Origin of the sequence: Geomonas anaerohicana (genome assembly GCF_016458305.1) — a bacterium.
GTDB lineage: Bacteria > Desulfobacterota > Desulfuromonadia > Geobacterales > Geobacteraceae > Geomonas > Geomonas anaerohicana.
Window position 1 is genome coordinate 185,891 of the sequence record NZ_JAEMHL010000008.1, and the last position, 21,393, is coordinate 207,283.

Sequence of the window (21,393 nt, forward strand, 5' to 3'; positions counted from 1 at the left end):
CTCAAAGGAAGGTATATGACGTCAAAAGTAACGTTATTCGGCAAGAAGATAGCAGTAGCGGCAGCAGTGATTCTTTGTTTTAGCGCCACAGTGGCCTCCGCATCGACCTACTACGTCGACTCCGTCGCGGGCTCCGATAGCAACGCCGGCAGCAGCACCGCTCCGTGGAAAACGGTAACCAAAGTAAACGGCATGTCCTTTTACCCGGGGGACCAGATCCTCTTCAAGTGCGGGGGGAGTTGGGACACCCTGTTGAAGCCTTCATCGGGTACCAGCGGCTCTCCGGTAAGCTACGGGGCCTACGGCACCGGTAACAAGCCGTTGATCCGAGGTTTTTACGCCTCCAGCAAGTCGTACATTACCGCTCAGAACATCGCGTTTCGAAACGGCAGTACGGACAGCCCCGCCACCATCCTGACCTCGCACCACATCGTGCTCAGGAACTGCGACATCATCGCTGACCCCAGTAACTCGACCTGGGCGGCGCTGTACATGCTGCTGAACTCGCACCACAACGAGATCAGCGGTTGCAATATCGCACACCTGACCACCAGCAGACAGTCCGATGCAGTCAACCTGAGAAGGAATGCCAACTACAACATCATCAGGAACAACAATATCGGTGCGGCTACCCACTACTCGCTCTCCCTGGAAGGGTTCGACTCGACCTACCCAACCTACAGCTGCAACTATAACCTCATTCAAGGGAACACAATCTACAACCCGCAGGGTGCCACAATGGGGCTGCAGTCCGGGTCGAGCAACAACGTGGTGGAGAAAAACACCGTCTACGGCGGCAAGAGCACGAGCTACGATGCCAACCTCCCCCGCACCTTCAAGGCGGTGTCGCAGAACAACATCATCCGCTACAACATCCTGCGGGACAACACGACCAGCACTTCCAGCGGTCTGGGCATGGAGGTCTACGCCTACAACACCGACCCGCCCAACGTCGCCATCGGCAACCGGGTCTACAACAACACGATCACCAACATCACAAAGTACCCCATCGTCATCGCTACCAACGGCGACAGCGGGGCGACCGCCTACAACAACTACTTCAAGAACAATGCGGTCTATAACAACCTGGACACCTATCAGCTGTGGATCCAGAAGAACAGCGTCATCTACGACAACTTCTTCTCCAACAACCTGTTCTTCAAAACCGGCACCAGCGCCATCATGAACGTTCAGGGTAAATACGGCACGGTAGCCGACATCCAGGCGGCCGACCCCACTCACTTCAAGAGCAACCTGCAGACCGCGCCGATGCTGGACTCGACCTACAAGCCGCAGATCGGCTCTCCCTGCATCGATGCCGGGGACTTCCTGACCAAGGTGACCAGCGCCGGCGGCAGCGGCTCGGTAATCACCGTCGCCGACGACGGCTACTTCTCGGACGGCATGGGGCTCACCGCGGGCGATACCATCATGGTCGGAAACTACACCGCCACCATCACGGCGATCAACCGCTCCACCCATCAGATCACGTTGAACCAGAGCGTGACCTTCAAGACCGGCGACGCGGTCAGCATGCCCTACAAAGGGAGCAAGCCCGATATCGGCGCCATCGAGTACCAGCAGGTCGTGGCCCAGCCGCTCAACCTGCAGTTCACCAACTAGCGGGTACGGCTCCAGCCGGAACCGACGCAAGAAGGGGGCAGCGGCCGATACCGCTGCTCCCTTCTTTTCATTGCGTGCAGCCGGCCTAAGCGGTCAGGTGCGACAATGCGCAGAACATCCAGGCCTGCGACCAGCGGATGTAGGGGATCTTGTTAGTGAATGCCCGGTACTTCTGGTAGTAGAAGTATCCCGTCCCGTCCTGCATATGCTCCACGGCCCAGCGGGCGATCTGTTCCGCCAGGGGGAGGCTCTCTTCGCTGTGCGCGGAGAGTTCCAGGCAGGTGAGGATGCCCTGGGCGGAGCAGTGGATGTCGATGGGATAGAGAGAGTCGTGATAGTACTTCGGGCAACCGTCATGCAGCCAGAAGTGGTCCAGGTAGTACTGATACCCCTTGCGCAGTTCCTTTTCCCAGGTCTGTTCCTCGGCAAACTGCATCCACCTTTTCAGCGAAACGAGATTGAAGCCGGTGTGAAAACTGTCGATGAACTGCTGGAAGGGACTTTCTCCGTAGGCCCAGGAGTAGTCGGGGCGCATCGCCTTCACCGAGTAGCGCATCGCCTTGCGTGACTTCTCCAGGTACACCCGGTTCCCGGTCAGGCGCGCGACCCGCGCCAGGAGCGCGGCGGATAGCATGTTGACATTGTGCACCCGCGTGGCGTTCCCAGGCATGTACCCAAAGCACATGGTGGTGCCGTCCTCGAAAAGGACCAGGTGGTCGAGCAGAAAACGACACCCTCCTAAGGCCGCCTCGAGCGCGCTCTCCTCGCCGGTGGCGGCATGAAAATCAAGCATGGCGTTGGACACGAAAACTGTCGTCACCGCGTTGGGCGTCCCCACCGGGGTAAGGAAGTTGCGCGACTGCCAGTCGAAGTTGTACCCCCAAGAGATCCCGGAATAGCCGGAGCAAGTCATACCCAGCAGCAGCCGCACCAACTGCCCGGCCTCCTCAAACCTATCCTTGGCGACCAGGCCGGTTATGAAAAGGGCCAAGCCCTTGGGGTTGTAGCCTTTCGGGACCCCCGTCACCCCCCGGAGGTTAACGGGACTTCTTTTGAACAGCTGGGTCCAAGCCAGCCGCAGCAACGGCGACCGGTACAGCAGGGAGTTGTGGAACAGCACTGAGTTGAGTCCGTCAAAATTGTCCCATCCCTGGTAGCCGCAGGCACGGCAATAGCCGTAGAGCCTATCGAAGGCATGGTCGAAGCTTTTGGCGGCAGCATCCTCGCGCTTCATAGCCCCCCCCTTTCCTGGCGCAGCAGGTCGAGGTAGAGCGATTCCAGCCTCCCGACCACGCTGGTTATGGAGAAGCGCTCGCGCCCGATCACTCTGTTGCGCTGCGACATCTCTAACCAAAGCTCCCGGTCTTCAAGCAAACGTGCGACCCGATTGGCAAAATCAGCCGGATCAAGCGAGGGGACCAGGAAGCCGTTTTCGCCGTCGGCTATGATGTCGGCAATACCCGCGACAGGCCGGCTCACGATGGGCATCCCCATCCCCATCCCCTCCACCAGGGCGTTAGGCATTCCCTCGCCGTAGTCAGTGGGAAAGAGCATGATACCGCACCGGGACAGCAACCGGTATTTCTCCTCACCCGCCAGCCAGCCCGTGAATGACACCTGAGCCGTCAGCCCCCGACTTTGCACATAGGCGACCAGGTCCTCACGCAACTCCCCGTCCCCCACCATGTAAAGTTTCAATCCGGGAAAACGGGGGAGCAGGTATTCCACCACCTGGATCGCGGTGAGCCCTCCCTTGCCGCGGGCAAACCTGGAGAGGTAGACGATGCAACGTGGATCGTTCGCGGGCTCGCATTCGTGGTGCTCGTAGGTTGTGGTCTCCTGCACGATAGCCTGGGGCGGGACCCCCCATCGAGCCAACTTCTCCCCGAAACGGCTGCAGAGAACCACCAGGCGGTCTGCGGCAAAGACGCGCCTGAACACCCCCCGCGCGTAGCGGTCGATGACCTCTTCCCACTTAGGCGACCATCCTCGGAAGAAAACGATGGTTTTTCTTCCCGTCAGCCTCGCCGCCAGATGATAGACGCCGTCCCGGATCAGGGACTTCGGATCAAGGGACGGGTTCAGCACCACCAGGTCATGCTGCGGCAACGTTCGCCGCAGGGCGGCGAGGTCGACCAGCGGCTGCAAGGGCCGCCCTCCCCCACTGGCGGCGGACCGGCTCCCGGTGTAGAAGAAAGACAGCTGTAGCGCATCGGAGCGGAAGTGCCTGCTAACGAGGGAGTAGTAGTTGGCGACGCCGCCGTTTTGCTCCGGCGGCGGACACATGATGAGAACTTGAGGCTTGCGGCTTATTGTGGCCATAACGCACCCGCCTGATCCCTTTGGTGCAGCGAGTCCAGGACGCACAGAACACGCTGGTTGTACAGATAGTTGCCACAGAAGTCACCGGCCTCGAACCTCCAGCCAGCAGGTGGTTCATGAAGCATCCGCCCGGGAATCCCGTCGACCATGCACATCTCGTGGTTGTTCAAAATTCCGAAGTAGGTATGCAGTTCATTGACCAGAAACCTGCCGTCTTCAGTGATGAAGACATCCAGGCTCAGACTGGTGAACCCACCGGCATCGAATACGGCGCGGGCAAAATCCAGCAACCCTGCCGGCGGCATGCCGTATGAGCGCAGGTGTGACCCGCTGTGAAAACGGCCCGACCGGACTTTTTCGAAAGCAAAATAAGACGGGCCGATGCGCACCACGCGCCACTCCCTGAGGTTCGGGAGGTATTCCTGAAACAGCACGCTGCCGACCTCACGATCGTTGGGGCCGCGCCTCTCATTTGTGTACCCCTTGCAGAAGCAGCGAGAGATGTGCTTGCAGAGCTGGCTGCGCCGTTCGAAGATGATGACCCCGGAGGCTCCCGAGCCCATGTTGCTCTTGAAGACCACAGGTAACTTGGTACGGGAGGCGAACTCCAACGCCTGACTGCGATCGTAGAAAACCCAGGTCCTGGGGTGGCTGATACTATTAGCCTTAAGCCAATAAAAGGTGCGCCTCTTGCTTTCCCACATCCACAATGCGGAATAAGACGGGAAGATCGACATGCCTAGGTCCTCGGAAATGACCCGCACCCGCTCGTCGTACATCTGCTTCCAGTTGCTGAAGTTAACCGAAGGCAGCACCAGGTAAACGTCGCACCCTGACTGCTGCATTTCTTCCTGCCAGTCCGGCCCCGTAATATCGAGCACCTGGTAGCGCACTTTAAGCTCGTGGCAGGCCTTTACGTAGTGCCTGTGGCCGTGCCAGAACTCCTTGAGGATTCCCAGAGTATAGGGGTACGCCGGCTCGTAATCGCACTTAGGACATTCTTCCTCCTGGACCTCTAGCATCCTGCTGCAGGTCCTTAACTCCACAAGGTCCAAATGTTTCTGGATGTAACGGCGCAAGGGCCGGAGCATTCGATTTTGTTTCAAAAAAGTCATAACATGGAGGCAGAACCGGTTCATCTTTCACCTCCTGACCTCGAGATCGATGGCAAGAAGAGTCTCCAGCGCCTCCCTGTGGGAATCGCAGGAGATCAGATGATGCAGGTTCAACAACCTGGTCTTGTCAAAGCACCAGTCGCTGAAACGCAACCTGCGGTTGAGAAACCTGGCGACCCTGCCATGGCCGTTCAGCGTGCTGTACAAGTCGTACCTTTTTCTTTCGCACAGCTGGTGCCATTGCTCGCGCACAAACTCCACATCCTGAACCCGGGCACTTATCTCCCGGACCTCGGCCAGAAACCGCTCGGCCTGAGGCGCCCCCATCCTCCTGGCGCCGGGCAACTGGTCTGACTGGTGGTACGGGACGAGTTCCACCCTCGCGGGAAGCCCTGCCTCAAGCAGCACCCGGACCAAAAACCCGTGGTAGAAACTGCCGCTGCGATGAGGGTAGCGGTCGAAAAGCAGGTTGCCCTGACCGTAGACAATGTGACCCTTCTGGTACTTTTCCACCGCTCCCGGACAATGGGAGTGCTGGCAGACCACGATGTCGGCCCCCTCCTCAACCATGAAGCGACAGGTCTCCTGCAGCATCGGGCTCGGATAGGGGTAGTGCTGGACCCCGGCATGAAGCAACACGATCAGGGAGTCGAACCAATTGCGGCGAAGACGCAGCGACCTTACGTACTCTGCTAGGTTCAACACGCTCACCCCGCCGGTTTGCACGCCGGCAGTGACGGCCTCGCTTTCGGCATAGGCCAGCAGCCCGACTCTGACCCCTCCGACTTCGCGAATGATGGGCCGCCTGGCCTCCCGCTCATCGGCACCGACTCCAACGACCGCAATCCCTGCGCGGGCACAGGCTGATCTAGTACTCAGCAACCCTGCGGCACCGTAGTCGAGGATGTGGTTATTGGCGAGATTGACGACACCTATGTGCGCCTTGCTTAGGGAGACTATTCCTACCGGCTCAGCCCGTAACGTCGGACCGACCTTGGCAACCGACCGCCCCCCCTCAATCAACGGACACTCAAGATTGACGACGGCAAGATCGGCGCGCCGGAACTCGGTGAGTAGGTCGCTGAAAAGGCCGGAGGCATCGCCGCCATGAAATGTACCAGCGTTGCGGTTGATGGGACAGACATCACCGCCGATGACGATCTCGACCATGTCGAGGCCCTCCGTACCAGGGGTGGCTGCGTCTTACGAGGTGTTGGCATGGGGATTGCCGCGCCGCTCCGCCAAAAAGCCCAGGCAACGGCCGGCCAGAAGGCACAACAGGTATGAATAAGGGGTAAGCGAGGGGTTGGAATAGGTGCTGAAACCGATACAGGCAAGTCCCCACAAGAGTAACAGGACCGCCGCAGCATTGATCTCGAGCGATTCCGACCCAAGGCACCTCAGACCCGGCAAAATTATCAATGCTAGGTACGACAGCGCCGTCGGTACCCCACCGATAAAGGCCATCCACAACACAGCATTATCGAAATATTGGTAATCTTTGCCGTTCCAGTCCCAGGTTCCGTTAGGGCCCCTCCCCAGTACCAGATCCGAGAGCGGCACGTCTGCGAAGAAGTCGACGTACTGCCCCGACCGGGTGTCCTGGAGAGCCCTGTCCTGAAAATCCATGAAAGCGCCGACAAGCAAATCCTGGAGGAAGAATCCCAGCATGGAGAGGGCGACGAGCAGAACGAGCAGGGACTTCAGACGGTGGGCCAAGAAGCTCCTCTCTTTGCCTCCGGCCGGCTTGTTCAGCCAAAAAAAGGACATCAGAAGGAAGAAGGACATCAGAAACCAGGATCTGGTCTTAGTAAAGACTGCCAGGCAGATGAAAACTACGTAGGGGATGAAACGCCAGAAGTGGTTCACCTTTTGGTAGCGGGTAAAGCTGAACAGGGTCCAGCCACCGTACCACATCAATAACACCATGTAATAGACCGGTGTAGAAAGCCAGCGCTGGGTTATGTCACGATGAGTGGTGGCTATCGAAACTGTTGCCAGACAGGCGCTGACCATTGAGGCTCCAAAGACGACCTTATCAACAATGGGCCAGACCCTCTTGTCCATGCCGGCAAATATTAAGACGGTGGAGAACCAAACAAAGGGCCCTGTGGCACCAAAGGCCTTGAAGCTGGTGTAGTCGGCAACACCGTAGGAAGCCAGCGCCCAGAGTATGGCTGTAAGCTGCAAAATCCAAAAAATACACCTCGTGGCTGGATCGAGCCTACGGTACTGCCCCTTGGCGGCAGCAATGGTGCCTGCGGCAAGGACGCAGAGAAGTCCCAGGCCGTGGGCAAGGTAGTACAGCGCAGATTTCTCTCCGGGGCCGACGACCCCCTCACCAGCGGTCGTTCCGATGGATTGAGCGGTCACCACCCAAGCCGCCCACGCTCCTAACAGGCCGGCGGCGCTTAACAACGGCACCAACCCAAGGCTGCCGGCCGAACAGGGTCTCCTTTCACATCGTTGTTCAACGGCTCTGACAAGCATGGCATCCTCTCAAAGGTCGGCCCTGACAGCCGGTTGGTCCGCCGACCAGGGCTGTCGCAGATAGCGGTACAACACCCAGACAAGCAGGATTCCTCCAGCGGAATAGCTGACCAGGTGAGCCAGAGCCAGTCCCCGGGCAGTAGTAGCGCCCCCTGCCATGCATAGAAGGACTAGGATGCTCCCTCGTAACAGGTCAAGGCCAAGCATTTGTCTGGACTGTTCGGCCGCCCATAGCCCTGCACTGGCAACCGTCCAGACCGAAGTTGCGACACACAGCACCGCGACGACCCCCAGCACATCGCTTCCGGCTCCAAACCCTTTGCCGTACCAGGACATCAAGATGTCAGGGAACAACATGAGAAGCGATGCCCCCGCGGCAGTGACCAACAGGCTTATCACGCCCAAACCTACCAAAGCCCTGGTGAAGCCGTGCCGGTTACCTTCTGCCTGCAGGTTGGCCAAAACAGGTAGAGAGACATGAAAAATACGCGTTGGAAGGAAAGCCAGCACGTTCTGGTATCTGCTGGCAGCGTTGAAGATGGCATACTCCGCCAATCCATCCGGGCGGCGGGCAAGGAGAATGCCCACTGCCCAATTCGTGGCGTTCATGGCGATCTCGCTGAGCCAGACCATGGTCGACATTCTGAGGATCGACCGTTCCCCCCAAGCCTTGCGGTACGTGATCGGGACCCCCAGGCGCTGGCATTCCTTCTGGAGCATGACCTGACCGACCAGGCAGCCGATAATGCTGACAGCAGAATAGCCAAGAACGGCCCCGGTGACTCCGCCGTAATGGGAGGTAACCCACACAATCGGCAACAGGACTCCCTGGCAGGAGGTAATGGTAGCGCAACTCCGGAAAGATTCGAGACCAGCGAGCATGCGAAACTGGATCAGGCTTATGATCTCGAACATCATCCAAACTGAGCTGAGACTCAAATCGCCGGCGATGTCGCGCCCGGGGAGCAACTTGTCAGCAAGAAGATGTGAGCAACTTACGACAAGCAGGCCTATGGCTAGTGAGACCCCCCCCACAAAGGCAAGGGTGAAGCCAATAATACGCCCTGTTCGTTGGGGGTCGGATACCCTGTTGCTGGCGATGTACTTCGCAGTAGAAAGCCCTATCCCTGCCTGTCCAAAACTCGAGATCATCAACACCGTGCTTTGGATGACAGCCAATTTGCCGAAGTCGGACATCCCGATGACCCGTGCCACTATGATGACAGCCAGGAAGTTGCTTATTTGCCTGAAAAGGGATCCTGCAGTAACCCAGGACATACCGATGGCCAGTCTCTTTTTCAGCGACTGCGCCGGCAAGTACTTGTCCAGAATTCGGGATAGACTTCCTCGTAGTTGCCACATGTCTGACCTCTATCTGGGGTGCTGTATTTGAGGTAGAAGAATAAGATACAACCGAGGATAACCCGATGGATTACCGCACTACAAGGGCTTGATGTGACACGGGGCGACAAAGACAGTTCAACTGCAGGCACAATCTTAGCGGTGTTCCATGATGCTGACCAGTTCATCGATTATCGTTCCCAAGGCCTCGGGACTATCGCTGCCAGGGTGCGCGGGGCGGTTCCATTTGCAGATCTGCAACTTGTTTTCGATGTCGTCTATGCTTTGTAGCAGCACCAGACGTCCGCAACTTGCAAGATATTCGTCAACGATACCCATTTGGCCGCGGAAGATGCTATATACAGGGACTCCGAGTGCTGCGGCTTCCCTGTTCATTGTTCCGCCGCCGCTTATGACAATGTCGGAGTGCCAGATCAGATTTAGACCGTCAATGACCTTTGAAGGAATAATAATTTTACCATTAGAAATCAGCTTACTCCATGCGACCCGGACGGTCGCCTCCTGATCAGCGTTACGCGGCAGCACGATGAGACGGGTGTCGGGCAACGCCGTGAGTCGCTGCATGACTGCAGAAAAAAGCTCATCACTTTGCGGTCGGTGGTAATGTGCCTCGGTTGCTGGCGGCCGAATAGTTACCACAACCTCCTCACTGGTAATTCCTAACTCCGCCAAGATCCCACTCAGTGGCTTGAACCGCGGAACGTACACGTCCTCCTTTATCCCGGGATACCTGCCGATACGACTGAACCTCTGTTTGATAGCATCATTGGGTATCACCTCTGGCACAATTACTGTGTCAGGATAGGCAAATGGAAGCCACTGCGCATGCTCATAATCGAAAATCAATGTGGAGGGGACACCAAGCAAACGAGCAATGATCAACTGCGAGCGCGAGCCATGTGACAAGGCCAGTACCGGTTTCTCACTGAGCACCGTTGGGGCGAGTTGGAGGGCTCTGATGGCCAAGCCGATAATCTTCATGACCCTATTCTTACCATAGTGCCTTCCAATCCTATTGTAGGGCAATCGCAGCAGATCTGCGAGACCACATACTTGGAAGCAGTCCCTTGCAGTAATGGTAAAGCTGTACCCCCTTTTCTCGAGTTCTTCTACGATCGGCTTGAAAAAGGGGACATGAGGCGAATTATCCAAATCAATCCAGATCTTCTTTTTATAAGTTTCCATCCTCGTTCCTTACTCTTAGAAGTTTGTGTCAATATTTCAATGCAGCTTTGCATACAGCATATTCGGAATATGGAAGCACCGTTTGTTCAAAACTACACCAATTAAAGCCTCTGAGTTATGACTTATCTTTTCTTTCAATGACTGCAATGCAAATGCTTTGGTTTTTTCACTTTCCAATACTATTATGACTACATCGGCATAGCGTGTCAGCTCCACACCGGAAGGCTGAGTAGCAAAAGACGGCATGTCAAACAGGATTATGTCATACATGCTCCTAGCCTTGCTTAGCACACTCGAGTCTTGTTTCAGTTGTTTGGAGCAAAGATCGAAGATGACATGAACCTCCGTTACCCCCTCCCTGTTTTTAGCTTTAAGATCTTGACCTTCGTTTCCATCAAGGACTTCTTGCCACTTCGGTTGGGAAGAAAGTTGCTTATCTGTTTCAGCGGTGCCTTCTATAAGCTTCACGAGCAATACCGCTTTGTTTAGCACCCTTGAGGACACGGAGGCGAACCTCCGTGCAACGGAAGAAACCCCTTCCCCTGCGTGAGATGAGATCAACTGCAATATCAACCCTACACCATCTGCTTGTTCCTGGAACCGCGTGAACATCTCTGCTACCTCAGCATCTGTTGTGCTATCCGAGCAGGAGCTGGCGATGTTTGAGTAGTTGTTAGAAACACCTTCCACTACATCCGTTGACGATGCATCATTCTTATGCCGCTCACGCCGTGCTTGCTCAAGAGCATCGAATATGTTGCTCATCGGAGTCTCCTTGGCGCTGCCCCCAGGTTTCAAGGTTCACTCAATATTGGAAACCTCAGGCGCGCCCCCTCCACTATAACGTTTTCATCAGTTATTGTCGGATTCGCTTTCCTAACCAGCAGCATCGTCCCTTTATCTGCTCGCCCATAGGCCTGCGTTACCAGTTTCGCCAAGGTGTCTCCCCGCTGGACTACCCTGACAACATAAGCCTGCCGCTCCGGCGACGAAACCAGTTTCTCTGCCAAGACAACTTTAGTCTCAGGAACGGCAAGGAAACGAGAAGATTTCGTCATGTGTGGAAAGGGGTAAAAAGAAAGCCCACAAACAGCAAAAAGCACTGCTACGGCAGCAGCTATGGAGCACTTGTAAAGTTGGTAGCCTTTGATACCAAATTCCCTGGCAACACTTCTCACCATGGCCGAATTGACGACCTTCTGGCCGCACCCATAGGCATTGATCAGGCAGTTGTCACACAATATGTTTATTACCCTCGGAATACCTTGGGCTAGGCGAACAATGTCTTTCAACGCAGCCGCTGTGAATGGCACCGACTCCAAAGCAGCAGCTTTAGCAAGTCGCGATCGAATATAAGCGACACCCGAAGCAGGGTCTAATGGTGAAATGACCGCCTTAACAGAAATCCTTTGTTTAAGTTGCTTGAGTTCTGGAAGGCTCAAGGTCTTCTCGAACTCGGGTTGTGCAATGAAAACGATCTGTATCAATTTCTCTCTGGAAGTCTCTATGTTGGACAGCATCCTCAAGTTCTCAAGTGTGTCCACGGGCATATTTTGGGCTTCATCAATGATTATAACTATATTGCGTCCTCCCTTAAATTCGTCCACTAAGTAGCGATGCAGCTCGTCAAGCATCTCAAAGCTGCTTCTCGTGTTCGATGCCAGACCAACCTCCCGGCATATTTGCTTCAGCAGATTGGAGAAAGAAAGCATGGGGTTTAACACGTACACAGAGGTAAGTTTAGACGGATCTATGTGGCTTAGATATGAACGGACGACGGTGGTCTTTCCGACTCCGATTTCGCCGACCACCAAAACGAATCCCTTTTTTTGCTCTACTCCATAGATAATTGAGGCGAGCGCTTCTTTATGAGCAGAGCTCAAGAAAAAAAATTCCGGATCGGGAGTTATATTGAAGGGCTCCCTACTAAATTGAAAGTATTTCAAGTACATACGTTGCCTCTAGTTGTAAGGTATCGATACGAATACTGGCAGTCCTGAGACCAGTTCAACCTTCTCAGGGGTTGAGAAGGTCTGATCAGATTTCTCCTTCAGCAAAACCGCGCCGATGGCTACAAAGATCCCGGAGACAAACCCGAGCGCTATTATTTTTAGTCTACTGGATGTAGAAGGGACGACTGGAACAGCTGCGGTTTGGATGACGCTAATGTTAGCTAGTTTCTGCCTGTTCATCTCTTCCAGCATCCGGGACTCTTCTACACGATCTAAGTAATTCTGATAGTTTTTTTCATTCATTGCCTTTTCTCTTTTAAGACTTTCAAGCCGTTGTTCGCCCCTATTGATGCTTGCCAAGCTGTTCTTTATCTCCTGCAACTGAGCCCTAACACTCGTCCCTTTCGCCACTGATGCTTGAAGGGTGGCACTTGAAGCCAAAAAATCTTTATACAGATCAAGGTAAACTTGGTTACCAGTTTTTGCCTTATTGTTAGCGTCTGCTTCAAGTTCGTTAATATAGTTTTTCACAATCTCAATTTCATTTTTGGAATTGATTATTAATTTGCTCGATGGTGTATATTTTTTGGACAAGCGCTGATCTTCGAGCAACAAACCCAATAGTTTCGCTTTAGCATCCTGAATATCCAGGCTTCTTTCGGGTGGGACATATGAATCACGGCTTTTGTAAACCGTATGCAATTGGCTTTTAAGAACGGCAACTTTTTTTTGCAACTCGCGTATTTGGTTATCATTACTTTTCAAGGCAGCGTCGAGTTCTTGTTTCTGTTGAAGCAAAAGGGTCCTTTGTTCTCCTAATGAATACACATCGTTTTCACTTTTGAATGCCTCTAGGTCTTGTTCTGAGGTCCTTAACTTCTCCGTGTACATTTCGAGCTGTTGCTGCAAGAAGGTTGACTGAGGCTCACGAAAAACCTGCAGATGTTTATCCCTAAAGTAATCGACGAATGAGTTAACGACCTTTGCAGCTATTTCGGGGTCAGCATGTTCGTAGGCAATTTCGATGACATTTGAGTTTTTTACCTTATTTAATTTCAGAGTTCTTTCGAGTCTAGTTTCCGCCAGATCTTCAATATTTACGTCTGTCATTGTTATCAAATCCGGATAAAGCTTAAATGCAGAGATTTCCTTAACCACCTTATCCCTAAGCTCTTTACTAGAAAGAATTTGGAGTTCGGAGCTGATCAGCCCGTCTTGGTTGATTGCCATTGTAGGCGCGGCAATTCTCTCTCCAATTTCAGGCCTCGCAAGATACTCGCGTCCCATCTTTATAAGGACTGTAGACTTTGCCTCGTAAAGTGGCTGAATCAGCAGTGCCACAAACACTGCGAGCATGAAAACAACAATAAATGAGGTTACGAGTATCCTCTTATTTTTGAAAACCAGCCCTACGTAGCGAACCGCGGTCTTCGTATTGACCAGCACCTGACGGCTATCCATTTCCATGACTATTCACCCTCTTATCACCTTCCACAGTTTGGCGACATCTACCTGATGCTATAGCCCAAGCCGATTGGCAACGGTACGTTTTTCCTTATGTACAAGTCTATCCAGGTGTTGATATCAGAGATCGAAGACCTCGGAACGTAGACGATGTCATTCGGTTGCAGCAACACGTCACCCTCGCCGTTTCGTCTAATTTCTTCTATATTCAAAGATATTGTGCTTATTTCATTACGAGAGTCTCTTCTTATAACCATTACCGTCTTAGGGTTTGCACTTTCCTTCATACCACCGGCCTGTGCAATCGATTGTACAGCCGTAATGGTTCCGTTGATAGTCACCATTCCGGCTCTATTCACCTCTCCGTCCACATACACTTTATCAGCAACAGGTGTTCTAACTATGACGGTCACTTTAGGTTCTAGTATCTCCTTGGTGTATGCAGCTGTCAGACTCTGCGTTAGTTCTGTCGGAGTGAGTCCCACCGCTATTACTTCATTGATAAGTTGCAGTGATATTTTCCCATCCGACCGCACCACTACTTGCTCATTTAATTCCGGGTTGTAAAAAAATTTGACATCTAACAGATCACCTGGCTGTATCCTGTACGTGGATTTAACTTCTGCCCCAGCGGTGGCCACCGGCAAAGGCAACCTATTACTGGTAGTAGTCGATGTACAGCCCCACGCAGCAAAGATAACTAGCAAAATAAAAGTCTTTAACCATTCCATATAGTGCCTCGCCCTCTACAATTATCCCATATGTCGATACCCCAGAGTCCCCACAAGTCTTAATAACGAGATCGGCAGTTTCTTGAATAACTCCTCGTAACCGTGTAACCCTTTTGTCTGTGGCAGGAAAGTCTCACTGTGGAAATCGTACCGATAATAATATAGTTCAGACCTTTCCCCACCCCATCCATCTTTAAAAATCATCAGCCCATTGTTTTCTAAATCTGTGCGGCCAAAACTTAATCTTGTGAAGCCCCCATTTGCGCACTTCTTTATCATCTCCCAAAACAACAAATTGTTAGCCCGAAGGCTCTGATACTGCTCGTCAGACGCTCCATACTTGTAAATAGCATTGCTACCATAATGAAGGCAAATAAGGCCCGCTATGATGTTTTCGCCATGTCGGGCAAGAGCCGTAAATCCAAGCCCCTTGGCTATTAAATGTTTATGCAGTTGCACAAAATACTTCTTTGCCTGGGGTGGCTGCCCTTGACGCCTCCTAGTCAGACAGTGCAAGCGATAAAAAGATAAGACCTCATCTAGCTCATCGCTGATCTCAACCTGCACGCCTTCCTTAGACGCTTTTAGAATGTTTCTTGCTGCACTTTTACGCAATCGCCCTTGCAAGGTGGCTTCATCTTTTAACAGCGGCAGAGTGTGTTGTACGAACCTCTTGTAAGGGGTCTCGTCACGAAGCATGCTCTCACCCCGGAATTCCACATATCTCCATCGTCTTGACCGACCGTAGTCTAGCACGCTCTGCAACAGCAGATTAAAACCAGTTTTATCACTGACTACTGAGTGACATTGGTCTGAAAAACTGACAGATACCCCCCGTTTCCCGGTGATGATGCTATCGACTTCGATGATCGGCAGACACCCTTTGATCTGCCCACCTCGGTTCAAGGTGAAATACTTCGGACAATACCCGTACGATTCATTTAGCAACATCGCCCACTGCGCAGAATGGAATATCGTGCTCTCCCGACAACTAACGATCCAGTCTGAATAACCTGAGTGGTGACATGGATCTATTATTTCGACAAATTGATTACTCTTTGTCCCGTACATTTGAGTGATGCTCTACTTCCTGGCAGATGAAATTGACCTCTTTTTCGGTGAGTTCCGGAAACATTGGAAGCGAAAGCAGTTCCCGAGCGCACAACTCTGCCACAGGAAACTTCCCGGCCTGATCTTTCTGATCTGCATAAGCCTCCTGCAAATGAATTGGTACTGGATAGTGTACACCGCAGTCGATTCCGCTCAGTTGGAGAGAATTTCGCATCAGTTCCCGACGCTGCGAACGAACCGCAAACACGTGATAGACGTGGTGGGCATATTCCATCTCGTTTGGCACCTTGACTGTAGCCACACCAGCTAGTTTTTTCTTGTATAGCAAGGCGTTAGCGCGACGTTGTTTGTTCCACGAATCCAGGTACTTCAGTTTCAGGCTAAGAACGGCGCCTTGTATACCGTCCATACGGCCGTTTATACCGATGACGGAATGATAGTACTTACGAGATTGGCCATGGTCCCGGAGCATCTTTATTTTCTTGGCCAAGTCTTCGTCTTTAGTGACGACACAACCCGCTTCGCCATAGGCACCTAAATTCTTCCCGGGGTAAAAACTAAAGCATGCCGCATGACCAAGGGAGCCTGCTCGCCGCCCCTTATACCCAGCCCCGTGTGCCTGACATGCATCCTCAAGAACTGCAATCCCATGACGTTCGGCTATGGAAAGGATTGGGTCCATGTCCGCAGTTTGGCCATAGAGATGGACGGGTATGATAGCCTTCGTCCGTTTGGTGATAGCCTGCGGCAACAACTCCGGATCCATTGTAAAGCTGTCTTCTTTCACATCCACGAAAATAGGTCTGGCTCCACAAAGGGAAATCGCCTCCGCAGTCGCAATGAAGCTATTAGGGACGGTTATCACCTCGTCGCCAGGTTGAACTCCTAGCCCAAGGAGGGCCAGCCAGAGTGCATCGGTACCACTGCCCACACCCGCGGCAAATTTGCTTCCGCAAAAGGCGGCGAACTCCTCTTCGAATGCTTCAACGTAGGGACCGCCAGAAAATGCGCACCGTGACAGCACCTCCGCTATCGAGCGTTGCACCTCTTCTGCGATTGAATCATATTGTACTTTGAGATTGAGAAATGGCACCTTCATCGCTTGTCTCCTTTTGGATGACCCGTAATACCCTTGCCGGATTACCAGCTACTATGCTGTTGGAGGCAACATCTTTGGTGACGACACTGCCGGCACCTACGATGGCATTTTCTCCGACAGTGACCCCACACAGTAAGGTGACGCTAGACCCAATAGACGCGTTTTTTTTAATCGTCGTCCTGACACAGGTCCAGTCGGCTTCAACCTTCAACTCCCCCGATGCATTAGTCGCTTTGGGGTATAGATCATTTATGAAAGTAACATTGTGGCCTATGAAGACGTTGTCCTCAATGTCCACCCCTTCACAGATAAAGGTGTGACTCGATATCTTGCAGTTTTTACCAACGTTCGCATTCTTTTGAATTTCTACGAAAGCGCCTATCTTGGTGTTGTCTCCAATAGTACATCCGTAGAGATTGATGAATTTTCCAAGCTTCACTTGCTGGCCTAATTTGACGTCCGGTGAAACTGCTACAAAGTCTTCAGCCATCCGTTTTCTCCTTTTGTGGTTGCAGATCAGTCTCTGCAGCCACCTCAGTTAGTCTAAGCGGACCAGTGCTCCCCCCCCGCTCAACGACTGTTTAATCGCTTCCAGCATCCGGACCACCCTCAAACCAGCATGTCCGTCATTTTTGGGGGGGATGTTGTTATTGATGCAATCGATGAAGTAGGATGTCTCTCCCTGCAAGGCCTCAACTTGGGTCACCCTTGGCGCCCACATGTCTCCGCTACGATAGCTAAGCCGCAGGCCGTAGGCCTTTTCCTTCGACTCTATCTCCAGACTGTCCAGTCCCTCTACGCCTTTGTCATAAACTCGTATCTTCTCGTCGCTCACCAAATCGTTCCAAACCAGCATCTTCTTTTGGCCACCTATGAGAGTGGTCCTGATCTTGACTGGTGAAAGCCAGTTAACGTTAAGATGAGCTATGACGTTGCCAGGGAAGTATATGGTTATGTAAGCTACATCCTCCAATTGATTTCTAAAGTGCGCCACCCCGGTTGCGGTAACAGCAACGGGATCCATGTGCAGAATATGATCCATGATGGACAAGTCGTGTGGAGCGAGATCCCACACCACATTCACATCTTTTTGGAACAGCCCCAGATTGACCCTTATTGAGTCGAAATAATACAAATCACCAAGTATCCCATCATCGATTAATTCTTTAATTTTTTTTACAGCACCAGTAAAAAGAAATGTATGGTCAACCATAATTTTAAGCTTTTTTATTTCTGCAATAGCAATTAGCTTTTCAGCTTCTGCCACTGACGCCGTGAAAGGTTTTTCTATGAATATGTGCTTCCCGTTTTCCAATGCTTTTTTTGCGATACTAAAGTGAGATGACACTGGCGTAACTATCGCAACAACATCGATGTCTTTGGCTGTCAATATTAATTCACAATCTTTTTCCATCCTTGCACCAGGATAACTGACAGCTGCTCTCTGCAAAGACTTGTCGTCCGCATCGCCAATGGCAACTACTTTAGCTCCGGGGGTAATACTGAAATTCCTGGCAACGTTGGGCCCCCAATAACCAAACCCTACTATTCCGACGTTGATCATAGGCTCCACCCTAGTTTTGCTGAACCTTAGTAGGCCCCCCTGCACCTCAGTACCACCAAAGGTGTGAGGAGGATGATTTTCACGTCCAGTATGACGCTCCAGTTCCTGAGGTAGTGCAGGTCGAGCCTCACCATCTCGTCAAAGGTAGTTGAACTTCTACCACTCACCTGCCAAGCCCCTGTGATACCGGGCCTTTTACCGATGAGCCTGTTTCTTTGCCAACCGCTGTAGTTTTCAACCTCGTAATGAATCGGAGGCCTTGGCCCTACTAGGGACATCTCCCCTCTGAGCACATTAAACAGCTGCGGCAACTCATCAAGACTGTAGGCCCTGAGCAGTTTCCCTACTGCGGTAACGCGAGGGTCGCTAGTGATTTTGTAGACCGTGTCTTCACTTTCAACTATGGCCCCATCGATCAACTGCTTTACGAACTGCCTATGTATAAGATCATCATTATTGACAAACATGCTTCTGAACTTGAACAGTCTGAACTTGGCGCCGTTTAAACCATATCGTTCTTGGACGAAGAAGATCGGCCCCTTTGAAGTGAGCTTTATCGCCAAAGGAATAATGATGAATATGGGGGCCAGCAGCAGTAATGATATCGTGGCACCGGCAAGATCAATGACCCTTTTAACCACGGTTCCCGTGGACTTGCCGATGCTTTCAGAGGTGATGTCGGGATAGAAGAGCATGTCAAAGGCGTCATCATCCCCACCGGTTTCCGGATAGGTCCTAAACCCGATAGTGACACGCCCTGCCAATGCATCACCGTATTTCGCCTCCAGCATCGACCTTACTTTCGCCGCAACAACATGCTTGGCATCACTAAATTTCTCAGCGGCGACTTCGGTTAAAATCACCCCTATCCCATCTACACCCAAGGCTCCAGCGATGTCAGTATCCCTGAGGGAGCCACGCAGCAGATTCCCAAGGGAAGGGACAAAATACGCATCTTCTGCCACACTGCCGGCATCAATGACCATCACCAATAACGGTTTCCCGGCCCTTTCAGCGCGCCTCCGTTCCTGTACCAGTTTTTGCTCAAACGTTGCCTCAGGATAGAACCCATGGGCGAACCAACCGGCCGTGGCCCGCTTTCTTAGGGTGATGCAGCGCCACCACGATTTGTTGTTCCAACGTACCTCACCCATCGTCTCACTCCGCTCGAGTTTTCTCAGCCATGCCTTTACGACCGCCCACAAAGATTAAATTTTTCCAACCAAGAAAGTATAGGCAGAGGGACGGCCATGTCAAGGCGCAGCATGTTCCCTGCATGGCCTTCTCTGTTTACAGGAACTGCATCTTATGTTTGAACCTCGGCTTCAGCAGAATGGTCCTATTTTGCAGCATCTCCAGATCACCCTCTTGAACCAGCCGGTGCAACAACCTGGTCACCGTCTCGCGGGATACCGAGGTATATCCTGCTAGTTCCTTGTGGGTTAGCCTGAGCGCGATCACCGTCCCGCGTGAATCCTTGACCCCGTGCAGCAGGCTCAGATGGTTGAGGATCGAACGCAAGCGTTGTTCGGCATCGGGCAAGGTAATCGCCTTGAGCACCAACTGAGCCTCCCGCAACCGCTGGCACAGAATCGCCACCAGTTGAACCAGGACGGTTTGGTTCATGAGGAAAAAAGCGTCAAACGTCTCCTTTGAGATCAGACCTATTTCGGAGTCTTCCATGGATATCACAGTAGCCGGAGCGGTCTTGGCATCGAGAAGAGCCATCTCTCCAAAGACATCCCCGCGCTTGTGGATCGCCAAGATACGCTCCGTTCCTTCGCCGCCCAGATGCACTACCCTGACTTTCCCGCTGAAGACCACGTACATGAAGTTTGCCGTGTCCTCTTCAAGAAGAACGATCTGGTTTTTTTGGAATTTCTTCTCCACAATCCTGCGCTGCACCTCGATGAAATCGCCGTCGCTTAGATGCGAGAACAAAGGTATCGTTCGTAGCAGTTTCATGTGACTGGAGGTTTCCATATGGGTCCCTTGTTTTAAAACAGGCCCTGCCGTGACGATGAGGGGCCTGTCACTTGGAAAGCCGCAAGATCCTCATGACGACGCTGTGGAACGCGGCATTCAGCTGGCTCTGGTCCCTTGCGAAGGCGTATATGCCACTGGGCTGGCTGGAGTTGTAGGTATCCCCCCCCGGAACGTTGGCCAGCCTTTTCATGATGTTTTCACCATTTTCGCTGCTGCCGTACTCGGGGCAGCGGAGTTCCAGATCGGTCAGCTTCGCCCCCAGGCCAATGGTGAAGATGGTTATGGGATTGCCCTGCTCGCCCGATTCACTCCTGGCGGCGTTGGCGATATTCTCCGTCATGTTGCGTGCGGCCCTGTTTACGTTGCACTTTTTCGCTTCCAAGTCGTCTGGATTCACATATGGCAATACGTCTCTGGCGTTGTTGTAGCTGGCTAGGTTGACCGTGCCGGTCCAATCTGTAGCAGGAAGGGTAGCCAGCGACGTTGCGTCCAGCTGCCCGCCGTTTGGCTTAAGGTCCGAGTTCACCCTATCCGCCCTATAAAGATGTTCAAGGCGGACTTTATCGCCGGCTTCGGGGTCCTTGTCGCCCTGGGACGAAACGACTCCGACCTTGGGGCCTGCATTGGTCGCAAACGTTGCCGCTACGCCGTTGGGTGCTCCGTCAGTAAAAAATACAATGATTCGTTGTCTCGATTGGTCACTTCTCGGAATGGAATCCAGTTGCTGCTTCGCGCACCTTAGTGCCTCTTCCGCAGTTGTGTAACCCGAAGCCTGCACCTGATTGCTCCCGAGAAGTTCCTGCATTTTTTCACTGTTGAACCCTCTTTTCCCTGTGATCTTGAAATCTTCTTCGACACCGCTCGCGAAGCGGATCAGCCCGATACGATCGTTGTTCGGGTTGAAATAAGTAAGGAAGTTTCTGGCTGCACTCTTCAAGGATTCCAGGACTGATACATTCGGGTTTTTCATAGTGCCGGAGGTGTCCAAGACCAACACCAAATCGACCGGGGCGGTCGTGACCGTCCCCGACGCCCCCACGGTGAAAGTGTTCCTGCCCACGACCTTGGCAAAGTACGCTGGAGCCGTGGCGGTGGTTCTGACGGTGACCTCCCAGGATTTTTCCTTGTCGTCGTAGCGGAACGTGGTCGAAGGGATGGCAACCGACGCTCCCAGCAACCCCTCGGGGTAGTTGACCGCGAAAAACTTCGCGGCCTCCGCATTAGCGGCGCTCTCCCCCTGGCCCACCACCCTTCCCGCTGCCAATGCCGCGGCATCGACCGCGGCGCTCAGCTTGGTCTTAACCAGGTAGGCCATACCCAGGTCTATGGCGAGCCCGATCATGGCCAGTAAAAAAACCGCCGCTGCGGCGAAGCCGACTACGACCTGACCGTTGTCTCCACGTGGACGGCATCTCATACCTTCCCTCCC

At 52.9% G+C, this 21,393-nt stretch carries 19 protein-coding genes; 1 reads left to right on the forward strand and 18 read right to left on the reverse strand.

Annotation, left to right across the window (positions count from 1 at the left end; all coding sequences use genetic code 11):
• Nucleotides 1-15: 15 nt before the first annotated feature.
• Nucleotides 16-1,623, forward strand: coding sequence for a polysaccharide lyase domain-containing protein (locus tag JFN91_RS15475; protein WP_199390089.1), 1,608 nt, complete (start codon nt 16-18; stop codon nt 1,621-1,623).
• A gap of 85 nt (nt 1,624-1,708) precedes the next feature.
• Here JFN91_RS15475 and JFN91_RS15480 read toward each other — a convergent pair whose 3' ends face one another.
• From JFN91_RS15480 to JFN91_RS15565, 18 genes are all read right to left on the reverse strand, one after another.
• A complete protein-coding gene (locus tag JFN91_RS15480; RefSeq protein WP_199390090.1) occupies nt 1,709-2,857 on the reverse strand; it encodes a GNAT family protein in 1,149 nt (382 codons plus the stop codon).
• On the reverse strand, nt 2,854-3,945 hold the full coding sequence (locus JFN91_RS15485; protein WP_199390091.1) for a glycosyltransferase family 4 protein: 1,092 nt from the start codon (nt 3,943-3,945) through the stop codon (nt 2,854-2,856). Before JFN91_RS15485 ends, JFN91_RS15480 begins: the two co-directional genes overlap by 4 nt.
• Entirely contained in the window at nt 3,933-5,084 is a 1,152-nt protein-coding gene (locus tag JFN91_RS15490) for an ATP-grasp domain-containing protein (RefSeq protein WP_199390092.1), read from the reverse strand. The genes JFN91_RS15485 and JFN91_RS15490 overlap by 13 nt, the downstream gene beginning before the upstream one ends.
• Nucleotides 5,085-5,087: 3 nt before the next feature.
• Nucleotides 5,088-6,230, reverse strand: coding sequence for a CapA family protein (locus JFN91_RS15495; RefSeq protein ID WP_199390093.1), 1,143 nt, complete (start codon nt 6,228-6,230; stop codon nt 5,088-5,090).
• Nucleotides 6,231-6,263: 33 nt separating this feature from the next.
• Nucleotides 6,264-7,550: a hypothetical protein gene (locus JFN91_RS15500; protein ID WP_199390094.1), complete on the reverse strand. Its 1,287-nt coding sequence runs from the start codon at nt 7,548-7,550 to the stop codon at nt 6,264-6,266.
• Nucleotides 7,551-7,559: 9 nt separating this feature from the next.
• Entirely contained in the window at nt 7,560-8,912 is a 1,353-nt protein-coding gene (locus tag JFN91_RS15505; RefSeq protein ID WP_199390095.1) for an oligosaccharide flippase family protein, read from the reverse strand.
• A 135-nt stretch (nt 8,913-9,047) separates the two neighbouring features.
• The gene (locus tag JFN91_RS15510) at nt 9,048-10,097 is read right to left on the reverse strand and encodes a DUF354 domain-containing protein (protein WP_199390096.1); all 1,050 of its coding nucleotides are present in this window, start codon (nt 10,095-10,097) and stop codon (nt 9,048-9,050) included.
• Between the two features lie 36 nt (nt 10,098-10,133).
• The gene (locus JFN91_RS15515; RefSeq protein ID WP_199390097.1) at nt 10,134-10,862 is read right to left on the reverse strand and encodes a P-loop NTPase family protein; all 729 of its coding nucleotides are present in this window, start codon (nt 10,860-10,862) and stop codon (nt 10,134-10,136) included.
• 29 nt (nt 10,863-10,891) lie between these two features.
• Nucleotides 10,892-12,049, reverse strand: coding sequence for an AAA family ATPase (locus tag JFN91_RS15520; RefSeq protein ID WP_199390098.1), 1,158 nt, complete (start codon nt 12,047-12,049; stop codon nt 10,892-10,894).
• A gap of 9 nt (nt 12,050-12,058) precedes the next feature.
• Entirely contained in the window at nt 12,059-13,516 is a 1,458-nt protein-coding gene (locus JFN91_RS15525; RefSeq protein ID WP_199390099.1) for a GumC family protein, read from the reverse strand.
• A gap of 41 nt (nt 13,517-13,557) precedes the next feature.
• The gene (locus JFN91_RS15530; RefSeq protein ID WP_199390100.1) at nt 13,558-14,244 is read right to left on the reverse strand and encodes a polysaccharide biosynthesis/export family protein; all 687 of its coding nucleotides are present in this window, start codon (nt 14,242-14,244) and stop codon (nt 13,558-13,560) included.
• 21 nt (nt 14,245-14,265) lie between these two features.
• Nucleotides 14,266-14,943: a lipid II:glycine glycyltransferase FemX gene (locus JFN91_RS22075; protein WP_236015197.1), complete on the reverse strand. Its 678-nt coding sequence runs from the start codon at nt 14,941-14,943 to the stop codon at nt 14,266-14,268.
• A 352-nt stretch (nt 14,944-15,295) separates the two neighbouring features.
• Nucleotides 15,296-16,414, reverse strand: a complete 1,119-nt coding sequence (locus JFN91_RS15540) for a DegT/DnrJ/EryC1/StrS family aminotransferase (RefSeq protein WP_199390102.1) — start codon at nt 16,412-16,414, stop codon at nt 15,296-15,298.
• Entirely contained in the window at nt 16,377-16,904 is a 528-nt protein-coding gene (locus JFN91_RS15545) for an acyltransferase (RefSeq protein WP_199390103.1), read from the reverse strand. The genes JFN91_RS15540 and JFN91_RS15545 overlap by 38 nt, the downstream gene beginning before the upstream one ends.
• 48 nt (nt 16,905-16,952) lie before the next feature.
• Nucleotides 16,953-17,978, reverse strand: coding sequence for a Gfo/Idh/MocA family protein (locus JFN91_RS15550; RefSeq protein WP_199390104.1), 1,026 nt, complete (start codon nt 17,976-17,978; stop codon nt 16,953-16,955).
• Nucleotides 17,979-18,004: 26 nt separating this feature from the next.
• Nucleotides 18,005-19,132 carry a sugar transferase gene (locus JFN91_RS15555; RefSeq protein WP_199390105.1) on the reverse strand — a complete coding sequence of 376 codons (1,128 nt, stop codon included), beginning with the start codon at nt 19,130-19,132 and terminating at the stop codon, nt 18,005-18,007.
• 136 nt (nt 19,133-19,268) lie between these two features.
• Nucleotides 19,269-19,943, reverse strand: a complete 675-nt coding sequence (locus tag JFN91_RS15560; protein ID WP_236015199.1) for a Crp/Fnr family transcriptional regulator — start codon at nt 19,941-19,943, stop codon at nt 19,269-19,271.
• Nucleotides 19,944-20,010: 67 nt separating this feature from the next.
• Entirely contained in the window at nt 20,011-21,381 is a 1,371-nt protein-coding gene (locus JFN91_RS15565) for a vWA domain-containing protein (protein ID WP_199390107.1), read from the reverse strand.
• Between the last annotated feature and the right edge of the window lie 12 nt (nt 21,382-21,393).

Coding starts and splice junctions, on each gene's coding strand:
- JFN91_RS15475 (WP_199390089.1), top strand. CDS start 16: ATGACGTCAAAAGTAACGTTATTCGGCAAGAAGATAGCAGTAGCGGCA.
- JFN91_RS15480 (WP_199390090.1), bottom strand. CDS start 2,857: ATGAAGCGCGAGGATGCTGCCGCCAAAAGCTTCGACCATGCCTTCGAT.
- JFN91_RS15485 (WP_199390091.1), bottom strand. CDS start 3,945: ATGGCCACAATAAGCCGCAAGCCTCAAGTTCTCATCATGTGTCCGCCG.
- JFN91_RS15490 (WP_199390092.1), bottom strand. CDS start 5,084: ATGAACCGGTTCTGCCTCCATGTTATGACTTTTTTGAAACAAAATCGA.
- JFN91_RS15495 (WP_199390093.1), bottom strand. CDS start 6,230: ATGGTCGAGATCGTCATCGGCGGTGATGTCTGTCCCATCAACCGCAAC.
- JFN91_RS15500 (WP_199390094.1), bottom strand. CDS start 7,550: ATGCTTGTCAGAGCCGTTGAACAACGATGTGAAAGGAGACCCTGTTCG.
- JFN91_RS15505 (WP_199390095.1), bottom strand. CDS start 8,912: ATGTGGCAACTACGAGGAAGTCTATCCCGAATTCTGGACAAGTACTTG.
- JFN91_RS15510 (WP_199390096.1), bottom strand. CDS start 10,097: ATGGAAACTTATAAAAAGAAGATCTGGATTGATTTGGATAATTCGCCT.
- JFN91_RS15515 (WP_199390097.1), bottom strand. CDS start 10,862: ATGAGCAACATATTCGATGCTCTTGAGCAAGCACGGCGTGAGCGGCAT.
- JFN91_RS15520 (WP_199390098.1), bottom strand. CDS start 12,049: ATGTACTTGAAATACTTTCAATTTAGTAGGGAGCCCTTCAATATAACT.
- JFN91_RS15525 (WP_199390099.1), bottom strand. CDS start 13,516: ATGGAAATGGATAGCCGTCAGGTGCTGGTCAATACGAAGACCGCGGTT.
- JFN91_RS15530 (WP_199390100.1), bottom strand. CDS start 14,244: ATGGAATGGTTAAAGACTTTTATTTTGCTAGTTATCTTTGCTGCGTGG.
- JFN91_RS22075 (WP_236015197.1), bottom strand. CDS start 14,943: ATGCTTCGTGACGAGACCCCTTACAAGAGGTTCGTACAACACACTCTG.
- JFN91_RS15540 (WP_199390102.1), bottom strand. CDS start 16,414: ATGAAGGTGCCATTTCTCAATCTCAAAGTACAATATGATTCAATCGCA.
- JFN91_RS15545 (WP_199390103.1), bottom strand. CDS start 16,904: ATGGCTGAAGACTTTGTAGCAGTTTCACCGGACGTCAAATTAGGCCAG.
- JFN91_RS15550 (WP_199390104.1), bottom strand. CDS start 17,978: ATGATCAACGTCGGAATAGTAGGGTTTGGTTATTGGGGGCCCAACGTT.
- JFN91_RS15555 (WP_199390105.1), bottom strand. CDS start 19,132: ATGGGTGAGGTACGTTGGAACAACAAATCGTGGTGGCGCTGCATCACC.
- JFN91_RS15560 (WP_236015199.1), bottom strand. CDS start 19,943: ATGAAACTGCTACGAACGATACCTTTGTTCTCGCATCTAAGCGACGGC.
- JFN91_RS15565 (WP_199390107.1), bottom strand. CDS start 21,381: ATGAGATGCCGTCCACGTGGAGACAACGGTCAGGTCGTAGTCGGCTTC.